This is a genomic window from Comamonas composti DSM 21721 (assembly GCF_000429845.1).
GTDB classification, from domain to species: Bacteria; Pseudomonadota; Gammaproteobacteria; order Burkholderiales; family Burkholderiaceae_C; genus Comamonas; species Comamonas composti.
In genome coordinates this window covers 64675-88049 of sequence record NZ_AUCQ01000015.1, presented here as the reverse complement: position 1 = coordinate 88049, position 23375 = coordinate 64675, and the positions used below count along the sequence as shown (strand labels likewise).

Sequence of the window (23375 nt, the reverse complement as noted above, 5' to 3'; positions counted from 1 at the left end):
CTGCGGTCTATTCGTTCAGTGCAGGAGAGGAGGGCGGGCCGCGTGCGGGCAGGGGCGCACGCGTGAGCGCAGCAATATGCGCGCTGACCATGGGCTGCAGCGCATGGGCCAGGGGCTGGGCTGCAGGTGGAAATCCAAGGCTAGGGGGAGGGCCTGCGCAGACCGGCAGGCACAAGGGGCAGTGAAGCTCATGGCTGCCCGGGCCTGGGCTGTCGAGGCCGTCGTCTGCAATCAGCTGTATTTCGCCGCCTGTCGTGCAGATCAGCTCGCCGACCACCGTGGGCTGAAGAAATGGCGCAGCCACCCCGACGCCCAGGGTGAAGGCAAAGCAGGCCAGAATCAACCTGGCCTGCCACAGCAGGTGGCGAGCGGATGGCATGGGCGGCGATTATCGCTGGCCCGGTCCTTGGGAAAGGGTAAGCATTGGTGACGCTCGTGAGCTGGTGCGGCCGCCGGCCTTGGCTCAGCGTGCCGAGAAGGGCTTGCCCAGCAGCTTGTCTCCGGCCTGGATGTGACGCTTGGCAAACCAGCCCTGGTTCATCTCCAGCACAAAGCGCACGGGCTTGGCCGAGCAATGGGAGTTCTCGGTCATGGGCTGCATGTCGGCGAGATTGACGATGACGCCATCATCGGCCACAAAGGCTGCGGTCAGGGGCAGCAGGGTATTGCGCATCCAGAAGCACTGCACGCCGGGCTGCTCGAATGCGAACAGCATGCCTTCATGCTGGGGCATTTGCTGGCGGAACATCAGGCCGATTTCGCGCTGGGCCGGCGTGGCCGCGAGCTGGGCCTCGATGCGGTGCATGCCGGCGGTGAGCTCGACACGGCGCAGATCGAGCTGAGGCCCTGGCTGGGCCTGGGCCGCCGTCATCATGAAGGCCGAGGCCAGGGCCGCGCAAAGCATGCGGGCTGGAGCAAAGGAGTGCAGAGCAGGTAATAGCTTCATGGGGATACATCGCAAAACAGCGGGCGATACAAAGCCCGCAAAACAAGGGTATTTTGCGGGCTTTTGGGATCGAACCTGTCAATTCATGCCAGAGAGTCCCAGGGCTTCGGACATGAGCGCATGGCCGGTGTATCAGGAGGCCGGATGCTTGTGGAGCTTTTTGCTGCGCTTGGCATGCTTCTTGGCCGGGGCAGGCGTTGGTGTCGCAGGCGTATGTGCGAGAGGCGCAGCATGCGTGGAGCCTGCAGGTTCTGCATGAGCATGGGGAGTCGCCTGGGCAAAAGAAGCTGCAGCCAGCGAGCCGAAGAGCAAAAAGGTGAAGAGCTTTTTCATATCACATGCCCTATGAATCAATACGGCAAGGCCGTGTCTCGGCATAAAAATTACGTCTGATTTCAGCGCGCCTCATCCAAATCGGCGAGCAGAGCTGGTTCAACGAAGGCGCTTGTACCGCCGTTGACAGGCTTGCCACCCAGTTTGTAGCTAGAATTTTCAGGATCCGATGGGTGTCGGTGGCCACGATGCATGCAGACACCCGAGCTCAGCCAAGCATTCGACAGTGGAGACATGCCTTAATGACCAGCTTTCAGCATATTCAGGTGCCGGCCCAGGGCCAGAAGATCACCGTCAACGCGGACATGTCCTTGAACGTGCCCGATCAGCCCATCATTCCCTTCATCGAGGGTGATGGCACGGGCATGGACATCACGCCCGTGATGATCAAGGTCGTGGATGCGGCCGTGGCCAAGTCCTATGGCGGCAAGCGCAAGATCGCGTGGATGGAGGTCTTTGCAGGCGAGAAGTCCACGCGTGTCTACGGCCCCGATGTCTGGCTGCCCGAGGAAACCCTGGCGGCCCTGCGCGAATATGTGGTCTCCATCAAGGGTCCGCTGACCACGCCCGTGGGCGGCGGCATCCGCTCGCTCAACGTGGCCCTGCGCCAGGAGCTCGATCTCTATGTCTGTCTGCGCCCCGTGCAGTATTTCAAGGGCGTGCCGTCGCCGCTCAAGGAGCCCGAGAAGACGAACATGGTGATCTTCCGCGAGAACTCGGAAGACATTTACGCCGGCATCGAATACGAGGCCCAGAGTGCCGGTGCCAAGAAGCTCATCGATTTCCTGATCAAGGAAATGGGCGTGAGCAAGATCCGCTTCCCCGAGACCTCGGGCATAGGCGTCAAGCCCGTGTCCATAGAGGGCACGGAGCGCCTGGTGCGCAAGGCCATCCAGTACGCGATAGACAACGACAAGCCCAGCGTGACCCTGGTCCACAAGGGCAACATCATGAAGTACACCGAGGGCGGCTTTCGCGACTGGGGCTATGCGCTGGCCCAGCGTGAATTCGGCGCCCAGCCCATAGACGGCGGCCCGTGGTGCAAGTTCAAGAACCCCAAGACGGGGCGCGACATCGTCATCAAGGACTCGATCGCCGATGCCTTCCTGCAGCAGATCCTGCTGCGCCCGGCCGAGTACTCGGTGGTGGCCACGCTCAACCTCAACGGCGACTACATCTCGGATGCGCTCGCGGCCCAGGTCGGCGGCATAGGCATTGCACCCGGCGCCAACCTGTCGGACTCCGTGGCCTGCTTCGAAGCCACGCATGGCACGGCGCCCAAGTATGCGGGCAAGGACTATGTGAACCCCGGCTCGGAAATCCTCTCGGCCGAGATGATGCTGCGCCACATGGGCTGGACCGAGGCTGCGGACCTGATCATCAAGGCCCTGGAAAAGGCCATAGAGAGCAAGCAGGTGACGTATGACTTTGCGCGCCTCATGGACGGTGCAACCCAGGTCTCGTGCTCGGGCTTTGGCCAGGTCATGATTGCGCAGATGGACTGAGCGCGTGAACACGCCCTGAGCGCCTGAGCCGCCTTCTGGCGGCTCTTGCTGTTCAAGGGGGCCTGGGGACTGGGTCTTGGGTCAGGGCAGGGCGCAGCCATCGGGGCCGCAGCCTTCGGCCTGGTCCGGGGCCTGGTTCTGGCTCTTGAGCTCGGCCACCTGCTGGGCCCACTGGCCGAGCTGGGCCTTCCAGCCTTGTACATCGGCCAGCCAGGGGCTGATGTCTATGCGCTGCACGGCGCGCTGGCCGGGCTGCTCGGGGTGGTCGAACTCTAGTGCAAAGCTCGGAAAACCCTGACCCTGGACCAGCGACAGCAGTTGCCGGCTTTGCTGCATGTGCTGCTGGGTGGGCGCGCCTTGCTGCTGCGCATAGGCCTGGGCAAAGGCTGCAGCGTCCAGGCCCAGATCCCGGGCCAGCTCCTGGAGCACGGACATATCGCTGATGAGGCGTCCCTGGATGTAGTAGGCCTCTTGCATGCGCGCCAGCAGATCCAGGCCCCGGCCCGAGAGCTGCTCGGCAGCCAGCATGGCCGTGGTGGGCGGCTCGGAGTCGAGCACCGTGCCCACGGCCTTGAGCAGGCCGTCGCTATAGGCTTCGCCAAAGACCTGGCCCGTGAGTTCGCTGATGCGCTTGTCGTGCGGCAGCACATGCTCGCGCCAGCCCGCATCGATCTCGCGGCGCTGGGCTCCGACCAGCATGCCGCCGCCATGCCATTGCAGGCCTATGCCGGGCAGATTGCGCGCGGCCTGGACCAGGGGAGCGGCTGCATAGCACCAGCCGCACAGCGGATCGAAGATGTAGTGCAGAACCAGTGGGGCAGAGGTTTGGGCGTTCATAAGCTTGGTGGCTTGGTGATTCAGGATGTCAAACACTGTAGCGCCAAGCGCAGGCCCCTGCTGCTGCTCGGGTCTCGATCTTCGGCTGGCACAATGGCCCGGCTTTTGCGCTTTGCCTTTTTGCCGCCATGCCCTTGAAAACCACTGCCCATCGCCGGCCCCGTTCCGACTCCGGTGAGCCCAGCCCCCAATCCGTGGCCAGGCGCGCCACCGTGGGCTTTTTGCTGTTCTGGCTGCTGGTCATGGGCGTGCTGTACTGGGCCATGCAGCTTTACCTGCAGCCCGCGCGTGCCACGGTGCAGGCCGATGGCAGCCTGGTGATTGCGCGCGACCGGGATGGGCACTTTCGCGTCGACGGTGCCATCAACGGCGAGAGCGTGCGCTTTCTCGTCGATACCGGCGCCACGGCGATCAGCGTGACCGACGGGCTGGCGCAGCGGGCTGGCCTTGTCGGTGGTGAGCGCGTGCGCTTTCGCACGGCGAATGGCGAGCGCGAGGGGCGCATGGTCGTGGCCCAGCAGGTGAGGGTGGCCAACCTGGTGGTCAGCGGCCTCAGCGTGGGCACGGGCTATACCGGAGACAGCGAAGGCGATGCCTTGCTGGGACAGAACTTTCTGCGCCAGTTCGATGTGCAAATGCGTGCTGACAGCATGCTCATCCAGCCGCGCGGCAGCCTTGGCCAGGCGCCGCGCTGAGGGCGTCAGCACGTTTCGAGGTGCGGCCGGGCGCTGGCCGTTTCAGGGCATGTGCGCACATGCGAGAATAGGCGCCCTCAAGTGAGGCTTGGACCGTTGGTGTCCTGAAGCCGAGGCTTGCCGAACCCAGCCCCCGAATCGCTTTGCCATGCGACCGCTGTCCCTGCGGGGTTGGCGCCTGGCCTGGCTGCGATCCCGGGCGATGGCTGATTCAGGCAGGCTCCAATTCAGGACACGCGCAACGGATGGGGCGCTGGGATCAGCGCGCCATTCCGAATCCGGCCTTTGGTGCGTGTCGAGGCTCGATCCACTGCTTGCTGCGTCGTGGCCGCTCGGCAGTCTTCAGGACTTGGGCTGGCCTTGTTGTTGAGTCCGCCAAAGCACTGAAACCCGTGTCCCACCGCCAGCCCATACGTATTGCCGACCGCCATCGGTTCGACTGCCTGATCGACGCCCGCACCCCCGAAGAGTTCGAGCTCGACCATATACCCGGTGCCATCAATTGCCCCGTGCTCGACAATGAAGAGCGCGTGCGCATAGGCACCATCTACAAGCAGGTCAGCCCCTTCGAGGCCAAGCGCCTGGGGGCTGCCATGGTCTCCGCCAATCTTGCGCGTCATCTGCACGAAACCTTTGCCGACAAGCCCGCGAACTGGAAGCCTCTGGTCTATTGCTGGCGCGGCGGGCTGCGCAGCGGCTCCATGGTCACCTGGCTGCGCCTTGTGGGCTGGGATGCCCAGCAACTGGCCGGCGGCTACAAAAGCTATCGCGGCCATGTGGTCGAGCAGATCGAGACCCTGGCCCCGCAACTGCAACTGCGTGTGCTGTGCGGTGCCACAGGCAGTGCCAAGACGCGCGTGCTGCATGCGCTGGAGCAGGCCGGCGCCCAGGTGCTGGATCTCGAAGGCTATGCGCGCCACAAGGGTTCGCTGCTCGGCAATCTGCCCGGGGTCGAGCAGCCCAGCCAGAAATACTTCGAGACCCTGCTCGTGCAGCAGCTGCAGGCCATGGACCTGTCCCGCCCGATCTATGTGGAAGGCGAGAGCGTGAAGATAGGCCGCATCTGCCTGCCGCTGGTGCTGGTCAAGCACATGCGCACGAGCCCGGTCATCGAAGTGCGTGCCACGCCCGAGGCGCGTCTGGCCTATCTGCTGCGTGACTATGCATACCTGGGCGACGACCCGGCAGCGCTGGCCGAGAAGCTGGGCTGGCTCAAGGAGCTGCAGGGCAAGGAGGCCGTGATGCGCTGGCAGGCCTGGGCCCACGAGGGGCAGTTGTCGCCGCTGTTTGCCGAGCTCATGCGCCTGCATTACGACCCGCACTACGAGCGCTCCCAGGAAAAGCACTTTGTGCAATGGCCGGGGCGCATCTCGCTGGCAACCGATGATCTCGGCGAGCGCGGCATCGAGGAGCTGGCCCGGCGCATTCTGAGCCCGGCATAAAAGCCCGGCGTAAGGCCCGGTGTAAGGCCCGGGCCCTGGTGTCCTGAGCTGGATATCGGTTCGGCAGACCTCCAGCTCGCCACACTAGCTTTGCAACTGGGCCCAGACCTTGTCCAGGCGCTTGGCGCTCACGGGGTAGGGCGTGCGCAGCTCCTGGGCGAAAAAGCTCACGCGCAGCTCCTCCAGCATCCAGCGGTATTCCTGCATGCGTGTGTCGACCTGGCCCTTGCGCTCGGCCAGCAGGCGCCAGTAGCGCTGGGCCAAGGGTTGCAGCTCCTTGAGCCTGGCCGCATCGCGCGCGGGGTCGGCGCGGTATTTGTCCAGGCGCGTGGTGATGGCCTTGAGGTAGCGCGCATAGTGCTGCAGCTGGGTCCAGGGCGCGGCCGCGATGAAGCGCTTGGGCATGAGCTTTTGCAGCTGTTCGGCCGCATCCTGCGTGGCCTCGGGGGCGTTCTTGGTGTCCTTGATCTTGCGCTGGGCGGCCGCGTATTCGGTCAGAATCACGCCGGCCATGCGCGCGACCTCGTTGGCGATCAGGGTCAGCCGCCCGCGCCCATCCTGTATGCGCTGCCTGAAGGCAGCCTCGTCGATGGGCAGTGGCTCCTGCAAAAAGGCGCGGTCCATGGCCACGTCGATGATTTGCTCGCGCAGCTCTTCCTGCGTGCCCAGCGGCATATAGGCCACGGCCATTTTCTGCAGGTCGGGAATGTTTTTTTCCAGATACTTCAGGGCATCCCTGATCTGCAGCGCGAACAGGCGGCGCAGGCCTTGGCGGTGGCGTGCGCCGGCGAGCTCGGGCTCGTCAAAGACTTCGATGCCCACGGCGTCGCCGTGATCGATCAACGCCGGAAAGCCGATCAGGGTCTGGCCGCCTTTGCGGATCTCCATGAGCTCGGGCAGCTCGCCAAAGCTCCAGTCGGTGTAGCGCGCTTCCGTGCTTTGCGCGGCCTGGGGTTTGTCCACTCTCTTTTGAGGAGCTGGTACCGCTTTACCTACCTTGATTTCAGGTCTGTTTGTATCTGAATTCGTTACCTGGACAGCGCTAGGCGCTATCTTTAATGATGCCAGTGCCTGGAAGGCGCCGCGCGCCTTGGCACCCAGTTCGGCCTTGAGCGCGGCCAGGTTGCGGCCCTGGCCGAGCTGGCGCCCATGTTCGTCGGTCACGCGCAGGTTCATGAACAAATGCGGCGACAGCATGTCCAGCTTGAAGTCGGCGCGCTTGATGTCCAGCGAGGTCTCGTCGCGCACCTGCTTGAGCAGGGCGTCGATCAGCGAGCCCTGGGCCCAGCGCTCGTCCTGCGTGAACAGCGCGGCCAGGCGCGTCGCGCTTTCGGGCAGAGGCACGAAGCGGCTGCGCGGACGCTGGGGCAGGCTCTTGAGCAGGGCCTGCAGCTTGTCCTTGAGCATGCCGGGCACCAGCCATTCCACACGCTCTTCCGAGACCTGGTTGAGCACGAACAGCGGCACGGTGACCGTGACGCCGTCGCGCGCATCGCCGGGGCTGTGCAGATAGCTGGCCGTGCAGTCCACGCCGCCGAGCTTGATGGTCTTGGGGAAGTTGTCCGTGGTGATGCCTGCGGCCTCATGGCGCATGAGCTCGTCGCGCGACAGGCGCAGCAGGTCGCGGTCCTGGCGGCAGGCTTCGCGGAACCACTTGTCAAAGCTGGCGCCGCTGAACACATCCTTGGGGATTTGCTGGTCGTAGAACGCGAAGATCAGCTCGTCGTCTACGAGCACGTCCTGGCGCCGGCTCTTGTGCTCCAGCTCCTCGACGCGGCGCACCAGCTTGAGGTTGGCCGCGAGAAACTGCCACGGCGTGTCCCATTCGCCCTGAACCAGGGCCTCGCGGATGAACAGGTTGCGCGCCTCGTAGGCATCCACGCGGCCAAAGCTCACGCGCCGGCCGTTGTAGACCACCAGGCCGTAGAGCGTGGCGCGCTCGTAGGCCAGCACATCGGCCTGTTTCTTGCTCCAGTGCGGGTCAAGCAGTTGCTTTCTGAGCAAATGGGCGCCGACCTCTTCGAGCCACTGCGGATCGATGGCCGCGATGCCGCGCCCGTACAGACGCGAAGTCTCGACCTGCTCGGCCGCGACGATCCAGCGCCCGGGCTTCTTGGACAGGTGGGCACCCGGATGCGGGTGGAACTTGATGCCGTGCGCGCCCAGATAGGACTCGCTCTCTTCGCCCTTGTAGCCTATGTTGCCCAGCAGGCCCGAGAGCATGGACAGGTGCAGCGCGTCATAGCCTGCGCTCTGGTCGTTGATCTGCCACTTGAGGTCCTTGACCACGGTGAGCAACTGGGAGTGGATGTCGCGCCACTCGCGCACGCGGCGGATGTTGATGAAGTTCTGGCGCAGCAGCTGCTCCCACTGGCGGTTGCTGATCTTGTGGGTTGCGGCCTCTTGCTCGGCGGGGTTGAACAGCGCCAGCTTTTCCTCGGCCACACCCGGCTGTTGCGCGCCCGAGGCACGCTGGCTCACGGGCAAAAAGGCCTGGTTGCGCGCCGAGGCCTTGGGCGCAGGCGCATGCTGGGCGGCCATCTCGGCACGGCTCTTGGCCACGAGCTTGCCGCCGCGCGCGTCCGAGAGCCATTTCCACAGCCGCAGATAGCCGCTGAACTCGCTCTTCTCGTCGTCGAACTTGGCATGCGCCTGGTCGGCCTGCTGCTGGGCCTCCATGGGCCGGTCGCGCACGTCCTGCACCGACAGGGCCGAGGCCACGATCAGCACCTCGGCCAGCGCGCCACGGCTCTTGGCCTCGACGATCATGCGGCCCACGCGCGGGTCCAGCGGCAGACGCGCCAGCTCCTGGCCCATGGCCAGCAGATGGCCGCGCTCGTCCACGGCGCCCAGCTCGGCCAGCAACTGGTAGCCGTCGGCGATCGCGCGGCCCGAAGGCGCCTCCAGAAAAGGGAAGTTCACCACATCGCCCAGGCCCAGCGACTTCATGCGCAGGATCACGCCGGCCAGCGAGGAGCGCAGGATTTCGGGGTCGGTAAACCGGTCGCGCTGGTTGAAGCCGGCCTCGTCATACAAGCGTATGCAAATGCCGTCGGCCACGCGCCCGCAGCGGCCCGCGCGCTGGTTGGCCGCGGCCTGGCTGATGGGCTCGACCAGCAGTTGCTCCACCTTGCTGCGGAAGGAATAGCGCTTCACGCGCGCCGTGCCTGCGTCGATGACGTATCGGATTCCCGGCACCGTCAGCGATGTCTCGGCCACGTTGGTGGCCAGCACGATGCGGCGCCCGGTGTGGCCGTCGAAGATGCGGTCCTGCTCGGCCTGGGACAGGCGCGAGAACAGCGGCAGTACCTCGGCATGCCTGAGCACGGGCGAGTGCTGCAAATGCTTGCGCAGATGGTCGGCGGCCTCGCGGATCTCGCGCTCGCCGGGCAGAAACACCAGGATGTCACCACCCGCGCCGCCGGCCCACAGCTCGTCCACGCCATCGGCAATCGCGTCGTTGAGGTCGTAGTCGCGCTTTTCCTCGAACGGGCGCCAGCGCATCTCCACCGGGTAGGTGCGGCCCGAGACCATGATCACGGGGGCCGGGCCGCTTTGGGATGCAAAGTGCTTGGCAAAGCGCTCGGCATCGATGGTGGCCGAGGTCACCACCACCTTCAAATCCGGCCGCCTGGGCAGGATCTGCTTGATGTAGCCGAGCAGAAAGTCGATGTTCAGGCTGCGCTCATGGGCCTCGTCGATGATCAGCGTGTCATAGGCGCGCAGCAGCGGATCGGTCTGGGTCTCGGCCAGCAAAATGCCGTCGGTCATGAGCTTGACCGAAGCGTCCCGGGAGAGCCGGTCCTGAAAGCGCACCTTGTAGCCCACGACCTCGCCCAGCGGCGTGTTCAGCTCCTCGGCAATGCGCTTGGCCACGGAGGAGGCGGCAATCCGGCGCGGCTGGGTATGGCCGATCAAATGCCCGCGCACCTGGCCTTTTTCATCGGGCCTGGCATTGAGCTTGCCACGGCCCAGCGCCAGTGCGATCTTGGGCAACTGCGTGGTCTTGCCCGAGCCCGTCTCGCCACAGACGATGATGACCTGGTGCCTATCCATGGCCTGCATGATTTCCTCACGGCGGCTGGATACGGGAAGTGACTCGGGGAAGCTGATCTTCAATGACATAAGGCTGGGGATTATCGGGGCTCGCGGCTGGCTTGCGTTGGGCTTGCACAACAAACACCGATGCAGCCATTGTCATGGCCGCGATGCGGCCCGGATAATCTGCGCTTCGCTTCACAGCCTGCCAACGAGCAACCTTGGCAAGGCCTTGGAATGTGTTGAGGATCTCTACGCTGCGGCGCCGAGGAGATCATCAGCAGGTTCTTGCACAGGAGCACATCCCCATGTCTTTGTTCAACCCCTTTGACTGAACACGGTTCCCCGCCCCGGCTGAACCGTGCTACATAACTGTTCAGCCATGGTTTCAGGCGCTTTGCGTGCCGCATCAAGCCCTGGCCCATGAGCTGGGGCTTTTTTGTTTTCAGGAACCGCACATGTGTGCATCTCTCGCCATCAGGCCCGCCAAGGCGGGCCGGACCGGGCGCTCGCTGCCTGTTTCCCTTGAGGCCAGCCCCGCTCCACGCAACCCCGTAGCACGCGCGCTGGCGGCGCGCTCTGCCAGCGGTGGCGCTGGCCGCCACCTGCGCAGCCAGGGCGCCCAGCGCCGGGCCGAACGCATGCAGTTGCAGCGCAATCTGCATCAGATCAACGAATAAAAAGAATCACGTCATGCATATGAAGAATCCTCCCCGTACGGCGACTCCCGGTACCGATGTCAAGACCCAGCTGCATGCCCAGATGGCCCAGCGCCAGCAGGTGCTGACCGACGCTGCGGCCCAGCTCAAGCGCGAGCTGTTCGGCATCGACGATGTCATAGACCGCGTCATCGACAGCGTGCGCGCCTGGTATGTGCTGCCCCAGTGCATTACCCGTCCGGTCATCGTCTGCCTCTGGGGCCTGACCGGCACGGGCAAGACCCAGCTCACGCGCCGCCTGGCCCAGTTGCTGGGCTTTTACGACCGCTTTGTCGAAGTGCAGATGGACGGCTTCAGCAACGGCGCGGGCAGTTACCGGGGCTCGTCCATTGCCTCCATGCTGGAGAGCTCGGGCATAGACGAGGGCGCGCCCGGCATGCTGGTGCTGGACGAGTTCCAGCGCTACCGCACCAAGGACAGCAAGGGCGATGATGCCAAGGTCGAGCGCTACCAGGACGTGTGGATGCTGCTGTCCGACGGCCGCCTGCCCCCGCCGCTGGGCGCGCTGGTGGACATCGAGCGCAAGCTCGCAGGCCAGCAGTACGACGCCGAGCGCGACGATGGCGAAAAGCCCGAGAAAAGCTACCGCTTCCGCCTGGACGCCTGGGATGCCCAGGAGCTCAAGAGCACCTTCAAGCTGCAGGAACCCCTGACCGAGATCATGCAGTGGCAGCCCGAGCGCGTGCACGAGCTGTTCGTGCAGTTTCGCGAGACCCAGCAGGACTGGGAGACCGACTACAGCCGGCTGCTGATCTTCGTCTGCGGCAACCTCGACGAGATGTACCGCGAGACTGCCCAGCGCGTGGAGGACTGCGACACCGATGCCGACATTTTTCACCGCCTGACCCAGCGCCTGTCGCTGATCGACGTGAAGAAGGCCTTGTCCGAGCGCTTCAAGCCCGAGCAGATTGCGCGGCTTGGCAACAACCACGTGATCTACCCCTCGCTGAGCAAGAGCACCTATGAGCGCCTCATCAGCGAGTTGTGCGCGCGCTATGTGAGCGATATCGAGGTTCAGACCGGTGTGCGTCTGGAGCTGGGCAGCGATGTGTTCGATGCCCTGTACGCGAATTCGGTGTTTCCTGCCCAGGGCACGCGCCCGCTGTTCTCCTCGGTGCATGCCGTGCTCAGCAGCACCCTGGTCAAGGTCTCTCTGTGGGCCCTGGAGCAGGACTTGCTCAGCCATGTGCCCGTGCATCTGACACTGGCCCGCGACAGAAAGCATTTGCTGGCCAGCGCCAGGCTGGAGAGCGGCGTGACCCTGAGCGAGAGCTTTGCCGTGGTGCTGGACCTGGACCGTGTGAAGCAGCGCGCGAATGCCGACTTCCGCGCTCTGCTGGCCGTGCACGAAGCCGGCCACGGCCTGGCCTATGCGCTGCTGTTCGGGCAGGCTCCGCAGGAGATCAAGATCAACATCGCGTCCTTTGAAGGGGGCTACAACAGCTTTGCGAGTCTCAAGGCCACGACGCGCCAGAATGCGCTGGACATGATTTGCGTCAGCCTTGCAGGACGCGTGGCCGAGGAGCTGGTGTTCGGCGAGATGGCCTGCACTACGGGCTCGGAAAGCGACTACAAGCAGGCGACCGCGATTGCCGCGCGCCATATCCGCTACCACGGCTTTGGCGCACGCATCAGCCGCACCGATGTGACCTCGGAAACCGAAGACCATCTGAACACCGATGTGGCCCCGAGCAACCAGGCCATCGAGGACCTGCTGCAGGCGCAGTACCAGCGTACCCGCGAGCTGCTGAGCCAGCATGGACCGGCCTTCGACACCACGGTGGATGCGCTCATGCTGCGGGGCGCGATCACGCCGGCCGAGATGGGCGATCTCATGGCCAGGCACGACGTGCAACTGCGCCTGCCCGGAGATCAGCCTGACGAAAGCCTGGTGCTGGAGCCGTTTGCAAAGCGCCTTGCAGCCTTTCGCTCTCGCAAGGGCTGAGCGCGTCCGCACGCTCTGAGGCCGCAGACATGCACCGGGCGCAAGCTCGCAAGTCTGGCGGCTTTCCCATGTAAAAGCGCGGGCTCCTGGATCAGGAGTCCGCGCTTTTCGTCTGTCCTGCGGCCCCGCTGCATGCGCCGGGCCGCTTGGCGCCTATTGCGCCTTCGGGTTCATGGTGCGCACGAAGCTGGCGCGATCACACTTGATCCAGGGCCTGATTCAGGTCGGTCAGCAGGTCGTCGATGTGCTCTATGCCCACGGACAGGCGCACCATGCCTTCGCTGACCCCGGCCTTGGCCAGCTCCTCGGCATCGAGCTGGCGGTGCGTGGTCGAGGCCGGATGCGTGGCCAGGGACTTGGCATCGCCGATGTTCACCAGGCGTGTGAACAGCTTCAGCGCATCGAGGAAGCGTGCACCTGCAGCGCGCGCGTCGCCATCGGCCGACTTGAGGCTGAACGACAGAATGCCCGAAGCCCGTCCGCGGAGCTGGCGCTGCACCAGCGCGTGGTCGGGGTGGCTCTTGAGGCCGGCATAGCGCACCCATTCGACCTTGGGGTGCTGCTCCAGGGTCTCGGCAAGGGTTTGCGAGTTCGCGCAGATGCGGTCCATGCGCAGGGCCAGGGTCTCTATGCCTTGCAGGATCAGAAAGGCGCTGTGCGGGGCAATGGCTGCGCCCGTATTGCGCAGCGGTACCACGCGCACGCGGCCGATGTAGGCGGCCTCGCCCAGGGCTTCGGTATAGACCACGCCGTGGTAGCTGATGTCGGGCTCGTTCAGGCGCTTGAAGCGCGTCTTGTGCTGGGCCCAGGGGAACTTGCCGCTGTCGACCACGGCACCGCCCACGCTGTTGCCGTGGCCGCCCAGGTACTTGGTCAGCGAGTGCACGACGATATCGGCGCCATGCTCTATGGGGCGCAGAAGGTAGGGGCTGGGCACGGTGTTGTCCACGATCAGCGGCACGCCATGGGCATGGGCCACATCGGCCAGGGCACGTATGTCGGTCACATTGCCCAGGGGGTTGCCTATGGATTCGACGAAGATGGCCTTGGTCTTGTCATCTATGAGCTGGGCGAAGCTGGCCGGGTCGCGCGGGTCGGCGAAGCGCACCGTAATGCCTTGCTGGGGAAAGGTATGGGCGAACAGGTTGTAGGTGCCGCCATACAGGGTGCTTGCCGAGACGATGTTGTCGCCGGCCTCGGCAATTGCCTGGATTGCATAGGTGATGGCCGCCATGCCCGAGGCCACGGCCACGGCGGCAATGCCGCCCTCCAGTGCCGCGACGCGCTTTTCAAGCACGTCGTTGGTGGGGTTCATGATGCGCGTGTAGATGTTGCCGGGAACCTTGAGGTCGAACAGGTCGGCACCATGCTGTGCGCTGTCGAAGGCGTAGGCCACGGTCTGGTAGATGGGCACGGCCACGGACTTGGTCGTGGGGTCGGGCGAATAGCCTGCGTGAACGGCAAGAGTTTCAATGCGCATGTTTGCTCCCTGGATGCATGCTTGATGTTGTGGACGATCTGATCTGCAAGACCCTGGCCTGGCTGCCTGGGCCAATGGCCCTGGATGGCACTTAATAGGTGATGCAGTTGGCGGGCATTATGGCTCCAGCTGCCATGGCAGGCGAACAACGCATTGGCAATGTGCTTATGCCCTTGCCCCTGGAGTCCGCCTCCATAGCGGAGTCACGAATTGCCTTGCCTTGCCTGAGCCGTGGGTGGATGAAGGGGCCGGCCATGCAGGTGCACCAGGGCAGGACATCAGGACTTCTAGGACATGCTCTCTACAACGATTTGTCGATCTACAGCCCGCAGCCGACTTCCTGAGTATCTTGAAAATCGGCTTACATCCGCCCTTGCATCGTTCGGGAAAAGAAAAACCCCGCTATGCAAAACATAGCGGGGTTTTTCTTTAATGACTTGGTGCCGGAGACATGAATCGAACACGCGACCTTCTCATTACGAATGAGCTGCTCTACCAACTGAGCTACACCGGCAATAGAACGAAATTATAGCCTGAAATTTCAGGCCTCAAGGTGATATTGGCTTACGCGCTCGACTTCGTTCTTGGAGCCGAGGATTACGCTCACGCGCTCGTGCAGCTGGGTGGGCTGGATTTCCATGATGCGCTGGCGGCCGTTGGTGGCTGCGCCGCCTGCCTGCTCGACCAGCCAGGACATGGGGTTGGCTTCATACATGAGGCGCAGCTTGCCGGCCTTTTGCGGCTCGCGGTTGTCCCAGGGGTACATGAAGATGCCGCCGCGGCACAGGATGCGGTGTACGTCGGCGACCATGGCAGCCACCCAGCGCATATTGAAGTCCTTGCCGCGCGGGCCTTCCTTGCCGGCCAGGCATTCGTCGATGTAACGCTTCACGGGGGCATCCCAGTGGCGCATATTGCTCATGTTGATCGCGAATTCCTTGGTGTCCTCGGGGATCTTCACGTTCTCCTGGATGAGCACGAAGGAGCCTTGCTCGCGGTCCAGCGTGAACATGGAGACGCCGTCGCCCACCGTGAGCACCAGGGTGGTCTGCGGGCCGTAGATGCAGTAGCCGGCTGCGACCTGCTGGGTGCCGGGCTGCATGAAGTCCTCTTCGGTCACGCCGGGATGGCCTTCGGGCTTCTTGAGCACGCTGAAGATGGTGCCGATGGACATGTTGATGTCGATGTTGGACGAGCCGTCCAGCGGGTCGAACATCAGCAGGTATTCGCCCTGAGGGTAACGGTTGGGCACCACGTAGATGCCTTCCATCTCCTCCGAGGCCATGGCCGCCAGGTGGCCGCCCCATTCATTGGCCTCGATCAGGGTTTCGTTGGCGATGATGTCCAGCTTTTTCTGCACCTCGCCTTGCACGTTTTCGCTGCCGGCCGTGCCCATGACTTCACCGAGTTCACCCTTGTTCACGGCAAAGCTGATGCGTTTGCAGGCGCGCGCCACGACTTCCAGCAACAGGCGCAGTTGGCCCGGGATCAGACCGTCCACGCGTTGCTGCTCGACCAGGTAGCGGGTCAGGCTGATGTTCTTCTTCATGATTCAACTCCTAAAAAATCAAATGGGCAGGTCGCAGGCTTTGTGGATCTGGTATTTGCTTGAAAGCCTGTTGCCTGCTCTCGACGCGGCGCAGCCCGGGGACACCGGGCAAGGGCCGCTGCGCTGCGAAAGTGCCGACCCCTCCCGCGCGTGGCGAGAAGGGGTGCCGCCGCGCAAGAGGCACTTTAGTCGGCTGCCAGGGCCCGCGTCACCACTTCGCGCACATCGTTGCTGAGCTCGGGCTTTGCGGCAATGCGTGCAATGGCCTCGCGTGCGGCCGTGCGGTAGGGTTCGGCCAGCTTTTTCCAGCGATCCAGCGCGCGAACCAGACGGGCCGCGACCTGGGGGTTGATGGCGTCAAGCTCGATCACGCGTTCGCTCCAGAACACATAGCCTGCGGCATCGGCACGGTGAAAGGCTCCCGGGTTGGCGCTGCAGTAGCTGAAGATCAGGCTGCGTGCCCGGTTGGGGTTCTTGATCTGGAAGTCCGCATGCTTCATGAGCTGCTTGACGGCAGGCAGCACATTGCCGCCGCGATCGCAGGCGCCGGCCTGCAGCGCAAACCACTTGTCGAGGACCAGCGCATCGTGCTGGAACTGACTGTGAAAGCGCGCCAGCGCCTTGGCGGCCAGCGGATGGCCGCTGTTGACGAGGGCGGAGAGGGCGCTGACGCGGTCCGTCATATTGCCTGCATCCTTGAAGCGCTGCAGCGTCCTGCCGGGCCAGACTTCGTCACCCGTGGCCTGGGCGGCCAGGCACAGCATGCCCAGAGCCAGGCCCGAGAGCGCGCGGCGGCCCGCGCTCAGCGGGTCGGGGCGGTAGGCGCCGGTGTCGTGATGTGCTTCCCAGGCCCATTGCCAGTCGGCCTGCAGCTCGGTGGCCAGTTGCAGGCGCATGGCTTCGCGCACGGCGTGCACGCGCTGGGGGTCCACCACTTCCAGCTGCTCGGCGATATAGCTTTCGCCCGGCAGGGTCAGCACCAGCTCCTTGAAGGCAGCGTCGAGCTCGGCATGGCGCAGCACGCCGCGCATGGCCTCGATGAAGGAGGGCGGCAGCAGCCTGGCTTCGATTTGGCCTCCAGCACTGGTCGTGATTGTGCTGTCCGCTATTGCATTCAGAGCAATGCCGAGCGCCAGGCGCTGTCCGGCCTCCCAGCGGTTGAAAGCGTCGGCATCGTGGGCCAGCAGGGTAAGCAGGTCCTGGTCGCTGGTATCGCTTTCCAGCACCACGGGCGCGCTGAAGCCGCGCAGCAGCGATGGCACGGGCTGCTCGTCGATGTCGGTGAAGACAAAGCTCTGGCTGGCTTCATGCAGCACCAGCAGGCGGCTTTCGGCTGCGGGCGAGCTCTCGCCTTGCAGGCGCAGGGCCAGGGGCTGGCCATTGCGGTTGAGCAGGCCTGTCTGCACAGGGATCACGAAGGGCAGCTTCTCGCCCTGGCCGGGCGTGGGGGCGCAGCTTTGCGTGAGCGTGAGCGTGTAGCTGCGGGCCTGGGCATCGTAGCTACCCGTGGCGTGCACATGGGGCGTGCCTGCCTGGCTGTACCAGCGCTTGAACTGTTCCAGGCGCTGGGCGAGTTCGCTGCCGGGGTTGGCGTCGGCCATGGCCTGGGCGAAGTCGTCGCAGGTCACGGCCTGGCCATCGTGGCGCTCGAAGTACAGGGCCAGGCCCTTGGCAAAGCCGTCGCGGCCCACGAGGTTGTGCTGCATGCGCACGACCTCGGCACCTTTCTCGTAGATCGTGAGCGTGTAGAAGTTGTTGATCTCGATGTAGCTGTCGGGCCGCACGGGGTGGGCCATGGGGCCTGCGTCTTCAGGGAACTGGGCGGTGCGCAGCACGCGCACGTCCTCGATGCGCTTGACGGCACGCGCCGAGGGGCTGGCCGCCATGTCCATGGAGAACTCCTGGTCGCGGAAAACCGTCAGGCCTTCCTTGAGTGAGAGCTGGAACCAGTCGCGGCAGGTCACGCGGTTGCCGGTCCAGTTGTGAAAGTACTCGTGGCCGACCACGGATTCGATGTTGGCGTAGTCGGTATCCGTGGCTGTGGACTGGCTGGCCAGAACGTACTTGGTGTTGAAGACGTTCAGACCCTTGTTTTCCATGGCGCCCATGTTGAAGTCGCTGGTGGCGACGATCATGAAGCGGTCCAGGTCCAGCGACAGGCCGAAGCGCGCTTCGTCCCAGGCAATGCTGGCCATGAGGGAGTTCATCGCGTGCTCGGTCTTCTCCAGGTCGCCCGGGCGCACAAAGACCTGCAGCAGGTGATCGCGCCCAGCGCGGCTCTTGATCTTTTGCTCGCGCGCGACGAGGTTGCCGGCCACGAGGGCGAACAGATAGCTGGGCTTTTTGTGCGGATCGACCCAGCGCGCAAAGTGGCGCCCGCCTTCGAGCTCGCCCTGCTCCACGAGGTTGCCGTTGCTCAGCAGTACGGGGTAGAGGCTCTTGTCGGCGCGCAGCGTGACGCTATAGCTGGCCATGACGTCGGGCCGGTCCAGGAAGTAGGTGATGCGGCGAAAGCCTTCGGCCTCGCACTGCGTGAAGAACGTGCCCTGGCTCACGTACAAGCCCATGAGCTTGGTGTTCTTGATGGGCGCGCAGGTGGTGAAGATCTCCAGCTCCACGGGCTCGTTGCCTTCGGGCAGGTTCTCCAGCACCAGCTGGTTGCCGTCCATCTTGAACGAGGTGCCGCCGCCGTTGACCAGAACGCGCGCGAGGTTGAGCTCATCGCCGTGCAGACGCAGCGGCTGGGCCGCCACGTCGGGGTTGCGGCGTATGCGCATCCGGTTGAGCACACGGGTCTTGGCTGGGTCCAGGTCAAACGTGAGGTCCACGCTGTCGATCCAGTAGACCGGCGGGATGTAGTCCTCGCGGCGAATAATCGTGGGTGTGGACGTGGTGGCGTCTTGTGCGTTCAACATGGCGCAATCATCTTTCTATGCAAGTGGGCTGGGTGGATCAGCGCATCCGATTGCTGCTTTCCACTAACCGGTTGTAGTTCTGGACAAGCTTGGCCGGGCTGCCGTCGACCATCCAGCCGGAGCTGGCACCGGCGAGCAGGGCGCGCTCGCCATTGCTGTAAGGCGTTTTGTCGCGCACCCGGCGCAGGCGCTGCTTGGCGGCCGTGCGGAAGTCTTCCAGGGGCGAATCCAGGGACCACATCCTGGGCGTGTCGGCGTCGTCTTGCTTGGTCAGTGCGATCAGGGCATCGGCATTGTCCTCATAGGCCTTGAGGCGCTCGGTAGCCATGGCGACATCGAAGTCGTCATGCTCCAGGAGGTTCACCAGCTGCTTGGCGCTGAGCATGGTCGACATATGCCAGTAGCTGAACTTGCGGCCTTCGTTTTTCTCGATCTCGGCCAGCAGCGCGAGCTGGCGCTGGTCGTTGGCGTCTTCTATGGCCTGGCTGTACTGGCCGCTGGCCGCATCAAAGGCCTCGTAGTGCCTGACGAGGTCGCCGTGCATGGCCTTGCCCTGGGCCATGGCGTCATCCTTGTAGTTTTCGCGGCTGTAGTAGGTGTCGGCCTCCTGCAGGGCGTGGCCCCAGGCGGTCAGCGTCTCGGAATAGGCCTTGGCCGCCGCATCCAGCGCAGGCATGGCGGGAGAGCTCTGGGCGGCGCTGAGGATGGGCGCGCCGCAATCCTTGAGGCTGGACTCCGACACCGTGTAGGTGCCGTAGACGATGCTTTCCTTGCCCGTGGGGCCGGCCTTCATGTCCTTGACCCAGGAGGCGTAGCGCGCCATGGCCATGTGCGCGCGCTCATGCGTGGCGTTGAAGCACTCGATGTAGAGGTTGAGCTTTTCGGAGGCGTCGATCTGCGGGGCGGGCTCGGGTGCGGGCGGCGCAGATGGGGCGGCGGCAGGAGCGGGCGGCGCTGCGGGCGCGGCAGCGGGGGTGTCGGCGGACTTGTCTCCACAGGCCGCCAGGCCCATGGCGGCGGCTACCAGCAGGCTCAGGCCCGCGGGCCGGAGGTTGCGAATGTTGTTCATGTGTTCCTCTCTTGTCTTTGTTGGTTGTGGAGACTGTCCTGCCGATGGCTGCCGTGGGCTGGGCTTCAGAGGCCTTGCTTGAGCGAGGCTTCGATGAAGGCGTCGAGATCACCGTCCAGGACTTTTTGCGTGGCCGAGATTTCGACGTTGGTGCGCAAATCCTTAATCCGGCTGTTGTCCAGCACATAGGAGCGAATCTGGTGGCCCCAGCCCACATCGGTCTTGGTGTCCTCCAGTTTTTGCTGCTCTTCCATGCGCTTTTGCATCTCGTGCTCGTAGAGCTTGGAGCGCAGGCGCTGCCAGGCCACGTCGCGGTTGCTGTGCTGGCTGCGCCCGTCCTGGCACTGCACCACGATGCCCGTGGGAATGTGGGTCAGGCGCACGGCCGAGTCGGTCTTGTTGATGTGCTGGCCGCCCGCGCCCGAGGCTCGGTAGGTGTCGGTGCGCACGTCCGAGGGGTTGATGTCGATCTGGATCGAATCATCGATCTCGGGGTAGACGAACAGCGAGGAAAAGCTGGTGTGGCGCCCGCCCGAGCTGTCGAACGGCGACTTGCGCACCAGGCGGTGCACGCCGGTCTCGGTGCGCAGCAGGCCGTAGGCGTACTCGCCCTCGATGTGAATCGTCGCGCTTTTGATGCCGGCCACATCGCCCGGGGTCTCGTCATCCACCGTGGCCTTGAAGCCCTTGCGCTCCGCATACCTGAGGTACTGGCGCAGCAGCATGCTCGCCCAGTCGCAGGCCTCGGTGCCGCCGGCACCGGCCTGGATGTCGATGTAGCAGTTGAGCGGGTCGGCCTCGCGGCTGAACATGCGGCGAAACTCCAGCTCCTCGATCAGGGGCTGCAGCTTGGCGGTCTCGGCCTCGATGGCCAGCAGCCCGGCCTCGTCCTCCTCCTCGCAGCTCATCTCGTAGAGTTCGGCGTTGTCGGCGAGCTCGGAGCTGAGCTTTTGCAGGGTCAGGACCACGCCGTCGAGCAGCTTTTTTTCCTTGCCCAGCTCCTGGGCCTTCTTGGGGTCGTTCCAGACGCTGGGGTCTTCTAGCGATGCATTGACGGTGCGCAGGCGCTCGTATTTGGCATCGTAGTCAAAGATACCTCCGTAGATCTGCCGTGCGCTCGGTCAGATCTTCGAGGGTGTTGCCGATGAGGTTGATGCGTTCTGCTTCCATGATGTGTGTCCGTGTCTGGTCTTGAGTGAGCCCGTGATTTTCTCATGCCGGGCGGCAGGCCCGGGACAGGCCTGCAAAGCTGCGCATTATGCGTGCTGACATGCGCCAAGGGCTATCAAAAAAAGTAGCTGCTAGCGCTTGTTGGTCTTCATTTCTAGTATGAAACATCTATAAAACCGCCGTGTGGCAAGCGCTGGCAGCTATCTTGTTTGAGATCGTGAACACGCTCTGAGAACACCGCCTGTCTTCGGCGGGCAGCAAAAAGCCTGGGCAGGCCCAGGCTTTTTGCGTTGGTGTCACGGAGCGGATCAGCTGCCGCGCGTGATCGGCACGTCGGCGTTCTTGCCGTAGCTGCCGTACTTGCCCAGCTCCCACTTGGCGATGGCGTTGCGGTGGACTTCGTCCGGGCCGTCGGCAAAGCGCAGGGTACGGGCCTGGGCGTAGGCGCTGGCCAGGGGGAAGTCATCGCACATGCCGCCGCCGCCATGCACCTGCATGGCCCAGTCGATGACCTGGCAGGCCATGCTGGGGGCCACGACCTTGATCATGGCGATTTCGGTCTTGGCGACCTTGTTGCCGGCCACGTCCATGAGCCAGGCGGCCTTGAGCGTGAGCAGGCGCGCCATGTCGATCTTGCAGCGGGCCTCGGCAATGCGCTCCTGGGTCACGGTCTGCTGGGCCACGGTCTTGCCGAAGGCCGTGCGCGAGCTGGCGCGCTTGCACATCAGTTCGAGCGCGCGCTCTGCGAGGCCGATCAGGCGCATGCAGTGGTGGATGCGGCCGGGGCCAAGGCGGCCCTGGGCGATCTCGAAGCCGCGGCCTTCGCCGAGCAGGATGTTGCCTGCGGGAACGCGCACGTTCTCGAAGTACATCTCCATGTGGCCGTGCGGTGCATCGTCATAGCCCATGACGTTGAGCGGGCGCACGATGCGTATGCCGGGCGTGTCGCCGGGCACGACGATCATGCTTTGCTGCGAGTGCCTGGGCGCCTCGGGGTCGGTCTTGCCCATGGTGATGAAGACCGCGCAGCGCGGATCGCCGGCGCCCGAGATCCACCACTTGTGGCCGTTGATCACGTATTCGTCGCCCTGGCGCTCGATGCGCGTGCAGATGTTGGTGGCATCCGACGAGGCGACCTCGGGCTCGGTCATCGCGAAGGCCGAGCGGATCTTGCCTTCGAGCAGGGGCTTCAGCCAGCGCGACTTGATCTCGTCGCTGCCGTAGCGGGCCAGGGTCTCCATGTTGCCGGTGTCGGGCGCCGAGCAGTTGAAGACTTCGCTGGCCCATGGCACGCGGCCCATGATTTCGGCCAGGGGCGCGTATTCCTGGTTGGTCAGGCCCGCGCCGTGGTAGCCCGAGGCTTCGGCGCTGTCCACGGGCAGGAACAGGTTCCACAGATCCGCGTTCTGGGCCTTGACCTTGAGCTTCTCGATGGTGTCCAGCGGCGTCCAGCGCTTGCCGGCCGCGGTCTTGGCGGCCATTTCGGCTGCGTATTCCTGCTCTGCTGGATAGATGTGCTCATCCATGAACTTGAGCAGTCTGGCCTGCAGGTCCTTGGTTTTGGGCGAGTAGTCGAAGTCCATGGGTTCCTCCGTAATGCTTCGATGGTGGGGGATTTCTTGCGCTCTCAGGAGCGCTGGGCGAAGGACCAGGCCAGTTCGGCCATGGGACGGGCCGTGTCGCCCGAAGCCTTGGCCTGGGCGCTGGAGGCCGTGCCGGCCTCCACGCGCTTGGCAATGCCTTGCAGGATGGCGGCGATGCGGAACATGTTGTAGGCCATGTAGAAGTTCCAGTCGGCCTGCAGAGTGCCCACGTCGGCAATGCCCACGCGCTCGCAGTAGCGGCGCATGTAGTCCTGCTCCTGGGGGATGCCCAGGGCGGCGAGATCCTGGCCGGCAATGCCCCGGCCGAGGGCCGCAGGGATGTGCCAGCTCATGCAGTGGTAGCTGAAGTCGGCCAGCGGGTGGCCCAGCGTGGACAGCTCCCAGTCGAGCACGGCGATGACGCGCGGCTCGCTCGGATGGAACATCAGGTTGTCGAGGCGGTAGTCGCCATGCACGATGGACACACGCGACTCGTCGCAGGCGCTGGCCGGCATGTTCTCGGGCAGCCATTGCATGAGCTTGTCCATCTCGGGGATGGGCTGGGTGACCGAGGCCACGTACTGCTTGCTCCAGCGGCCGATCTGGCGCTCGAAGTAGTTGCCGCTCTTGCCGTAGCTGGCCAGGCCCCGGGCCGCGAAGTCCACGCTGTGCAGGGCCGCGATCACGCGGTTCATCTCGTCGTAGATGGCGGCGCGCTCGGACGGGCTCATGCCGGGCAGGGACTGGTCCCACAGCACGCGGCCTTCCATGCACTCCATGATGTAGAAGGCGCGGCCTATGACGGACTCGTCCTCGCACAGCGCATACATGCGCGGCACGGGCACATCGGTGCCGGCCAGGCCCTGCATGACGCGGAACTCGCGCTCGATCGCATGTGCCGAGGGCAGCAGCTTGGCCACGGGCCCGGGCTTGGAGCGCATCACATAGTGCCTGCCGGGCGTGATCAGCTTGTAGGTCGGGTTGGACTGGCCGCCCTTGAACATCTCTGCCTGCAGGGGGCCGGCAAAGCCTTCGACGTGGCGGCTCATCCAGTCCGACAAGGCGGGCACGTCAAAGGCATGCTGCTCGCTGACGGGCCGGGTGCCAACGAAATGGTCAAAAGTGCTCATGGGCAAATCAATCCTGTGG

General features: G+C 64.4%; 16 protein-coding genes and 1 tRNA gene. 5 read left to right on the top strand and 12 right to left on the bottom strand.

The window, feature by feature from the left end:
* Window positions 1-7: 7 nt before the first annotated feature.
* Window positions 8-379: a hypothetical protein gene (locus G486_RS0110980; protein WP_027015575.1), complete on the bottom strand. Its 372-nt coding sequence runs from the start codon at window positions 377-379 to the stop codon at window positions 8-10.
* Window positions 380-463: 84 nt separating this feature from the next.
* Window positions 464-946, bottom strand: coding sequence for a DUF192 domain-containing protein (locus G486_RS0110975; RefSeq protein WP_084455207.1), 483 nt, complete (start codon window positions 944-946; stop codon window positions 464-466).
* A 575-nt stretch (window positions 947-1521) separates the two neighbouring features.
* Here G486_RS0110975 and icd point away from each other — a divergent pair.
* Complete coding sequence (gene icd / locus G486_RS0110965) at window positions 1522-2784, top strand: NADP-dependent isocitrate dehydrogenase (protein ID WP_027015572.1); 1263 nt, start codon at window positions 1522-1524, stop codon at window positions 2782-2784.
* Window positions 2785-2865: 81 nt separating this feature from the next.
* Here the strand turns inward: icd and G486_RS0110960 are convergent, their stop codons facing one another.
* Window positions 2866-3621, bottom strand: a complete 756-nt coding sequence (locus G486_RS0110960) for a DsbA family protein (RefSeq protein ID WP_027015571.1) — start codon at window positions 3619-3621, stop codon at window positions 2866-2868.
* Between the two features lie 128 nt (window positions 3622-3749).
* Between G486_RS0110960 and G486_RS0110955 the strand changes: the two genes are divergently transcribed.
* A complete protein-coding gene (locus G486_RS0110955; RefSeq protein WP_027015570.1) occupies window positions 3750-4316 on the top strand; it encodes a retropepsin-like aspartic protease family protein in 567 nt (188 codons plus the stop codon).
* A gap of 392 nt (window positions 4317-4708) precedes the next feature.
* A complete protein-coding gene (mnmH, locus tag G486_RS0110950) occupies window positions 4709-5758 on the top strand; it encodes a tRNA 2-selenouridine(34) synthase MnmH (protein WP_027015569.1) in 1050 nt (349 codons plus the stop codon).
* 84 nt (window positions 5759-5842) lie between these two features.
* On the opposite strand, the gene hrpA is transcribed toward mnmH, so the two are convergent.
* Window positions 5843-9883 carry an ATP-dependent RNA helicase HrpA gene (gene hrpA, locus G486_RS0110945; RefSeq protein WP_027015568.1) on the bottom strand — a complete coding sequence of 1347 codons (4041 nt, stop codon included), beginning with the start codon at window positions 9881-9883 and terminating at the stop codon, window positions 5843-5845.
* Window positions 9884-10254: 371 nt separating this feature from the next.
* Here hrpA and G486_RS22110 point away from each other — a divergent pair, with 371 nt between their 5' ends.
* Together G486_RS22110 and G486_RS0110935 are read left to right on the top strand one after the other, a co-directional pair.
* Window positions 10255-10476: a hypothetical protein gene (locus G486_RS22110; protein WP_034387340.1), complete on the top strand. Its 222-nt coding sequence runs from the start codon at window positions 10255-10257 to the stop codon at window positions 10474-10476.
* A 19-nt stretch (window positions 10477-10495) separates the two neighbouring features.
* A complete protein-coding gene (locus G486_RS0110935) occupies window positions 10496-12460 on the top strand; it encodes an AAA family ATPase (RefSeq protein WP_245587293.1) in 1965 nt (654 codons plus the stop codon).
* 196 nt (window positions 12461-12656) lie between these two features.
* Here the strand turns inward: G486_RS0110935 and G486_RS0110930 are convergent, their stop codons facing one another.
* The 8 genes from G486_RS0110930 to G486_RS0110890 form a co-directional block, all read right to left on the bottom strand.
* The gene (locus G486_RS0110930; protein ID WP_027015566.1) at window positions 12657-13940 is read right to left on the bottom strand and encodes an O-acetylhomoserine aminocarboxypropyltransferase/cysteine synthase family protein; all 1284 of its coding nucleotides are present in this window, start codon (window positions 13938-13940) and stop codon (window positions 12657-12659) included.
* A 438-nt stretch (window positions 13941-14378) separates the two neighbouring features.
* A tRNA-Thr gene (locus G486_RS0110920) sits at window positions 14379-14454 on the bottom strand.
* Window positions 14455-14481: 27 nt separating this feature from the next.
* Window positions 14482-15489: a class 1 fructose-bisphosphatase gene (locus tag G486_RS0110915; RefSeq protein WP_027015564.1), complete on the bottom strand. Its 1008-nt coding sequence runs from the start codon at window positions 15487-15489 to the stop codon at window positions 14482-14484.
* Window positions 15490-15674: 185 nt separating this feature from the next.
* The gene (pepN, locus tag G486_RS0110910; protein ID WP_027015563.1) at window positions 15675-18404 is read right to left on the bottom strand and encodes an aminopeptidase N; all 2730 of its coding nucleotides are present in this window, start codon (window positions 18402-18404) and stop codon (window positions 15675-15677) included.
* Window positions 18405-18441: 37 nt separating this feature from the next.
* Window positions 18442-19473, bottom strand: a complete 1032-nt coding sequence (locus G486_RS0110905; RefSeq protein ID WP_027015562.1) for a YiiG family protein — start codon at window positions 19471-19473, stop codon at window positions 18442-18444.
* A gap of 65 nt (window positions 19474-19538) precedes the next feature.
* Window positions 19539-20643 (bottom strand): peptide chain release factor 2 gene (gene prfB, locus G486_RS0110900; RefSeq protein WP_156920005.1). Its coding sequence is split into 2 segments (ribosomal slippage): window positions 19539-20561 and window positions 20563-20643, totalling 1104 coding nucleotides; the frame shifts between segments, so codons are not numbered across the junction.
* A 308-nt stretch (window positions 20644-20951) separates the two neighbouring features.
* Complete coding sequence (locus G486_RS0110895; RefSeq protein WP_027015560.1) at window positions 20952-22226, bottom strand: acyl-CoA dehydrogenase family protein; 1275 nt, start codon at window positions 22224-22226, stop codon at window positions 20952-20954.
* A 44-nt stretch (window positions 22227-22270) separates the two neighbouring features.
* A complete protein-coding gene (locus G486_RS0110890) occupies window positions 22271-23356 on the bottom strand; it encodes a phosphotransferase (RefSeq protein WP_027015559.1) in 1086 nt (361 codons plus the stop codon).
* Window positions 23357-23375: the final 19 nt, after the last annotated feature.

Excerpts from the sequence above, each read along its gene's own strand:
- G486_RS0110980 (WP_027015575.1), bottom strand. The coding sequence starts at position 379 with ATGCCATCCGCTCGCCACCTGCTGTGGCAGGCCAGGTTGATTCTGGCC.
- G486_RS0110975 (WP_084455207.1), bottom strand. The coding sequence starts at position 946 with ATGAAGCTATTACCTGCTCTGCACTCCTTTGCTCCAGCCCGCATGCTT.
- icd (WP_027015572.1), top strand. The coding sequence starts at position 1,522 with ATGACCAGCTTTCAGCATATTCAGGTGCCGGCCCAGGGCCAGAAGATC.
- G486_RS0110960 (WP_027015571.1), bottom strand. The coding sequence starts at position 3,621 with ATGAACGCCCAAACCTCTGCCCCACTGGTTCTGCACTACATCTTCGAT.
- G486_RS0110955 (WP_027015570.1), top strand. The coding sequence starts at position 3,750 with ATGCCCTTGAAAACCACTGCCCATCGCCGGCCCCGTTCCGACTCCGGT.
- hrpA (WP_027015568.1), bottom strand. The coding sequence starts at position 9,883 with ATGTCATTGAAGATCAGCTTCCCCGAGTCACTTCCCGTATCCAGCCGC.
- G486_RS22110 (WP_034387340.1), top strand. The coding sequence starts at position 10,255 with ATGTGTGCATCTCTCGCCATCAGGCCCGCCAAGGCGGGCCGGACCGGG.
- G486_RS0110935 (WP_245587293.1), top strand. The coding sequence starts at position 10,496 with ATGAAGAATCCTCCCCGTACGGCGACTCCCGGTACCGATGTCAAGACC.
- G486_RS0110930 (WP_027015566.1), bottom strand. The coding sequence starts at position 13,940 with ATGCGCATTGAAACTCTTGCCGTTCACGCAGGCTATTCGCCCGACCCC.
- G486_RS0110915 (WP_027015564.1), bottom strand. The coding sequence starts at position 15,489 with ATGAAGAAGAACATCAGCCTGACCCGCTACCTGGTCGAGCAGCAACGC.
- pepN (WP_027015563.1), bottom strand. The coding sequence starts at position 18,404 with ATGTTGAACGCACAAGACGCCACCACGTCCACACCCACGATTATTCGC.
- G486_RS0110905 (WP_027015562.1), bottom strand. The coding sequence starts at position 19,473 with ATGAACAACATTCGCAACCTCCGGCCCGCGGGCCTGAGCCTGCTGGTA.
- G486_RS0110895 (WP_027015560.1), bottom strand. The coding sequence starts at position 22,226 with ATGGACTTCGACTACTCGCCCAAAACCAAGGACCTGCAGGCCAGACTG.
- G486_RS0110890 (WP_027015559.1), bottom strand. The coding sequence starts at position 23,356 with ATGAGCACTTTTGACCATTTCGTTGGCACCCGGCCCGTCAGCGAGCAG.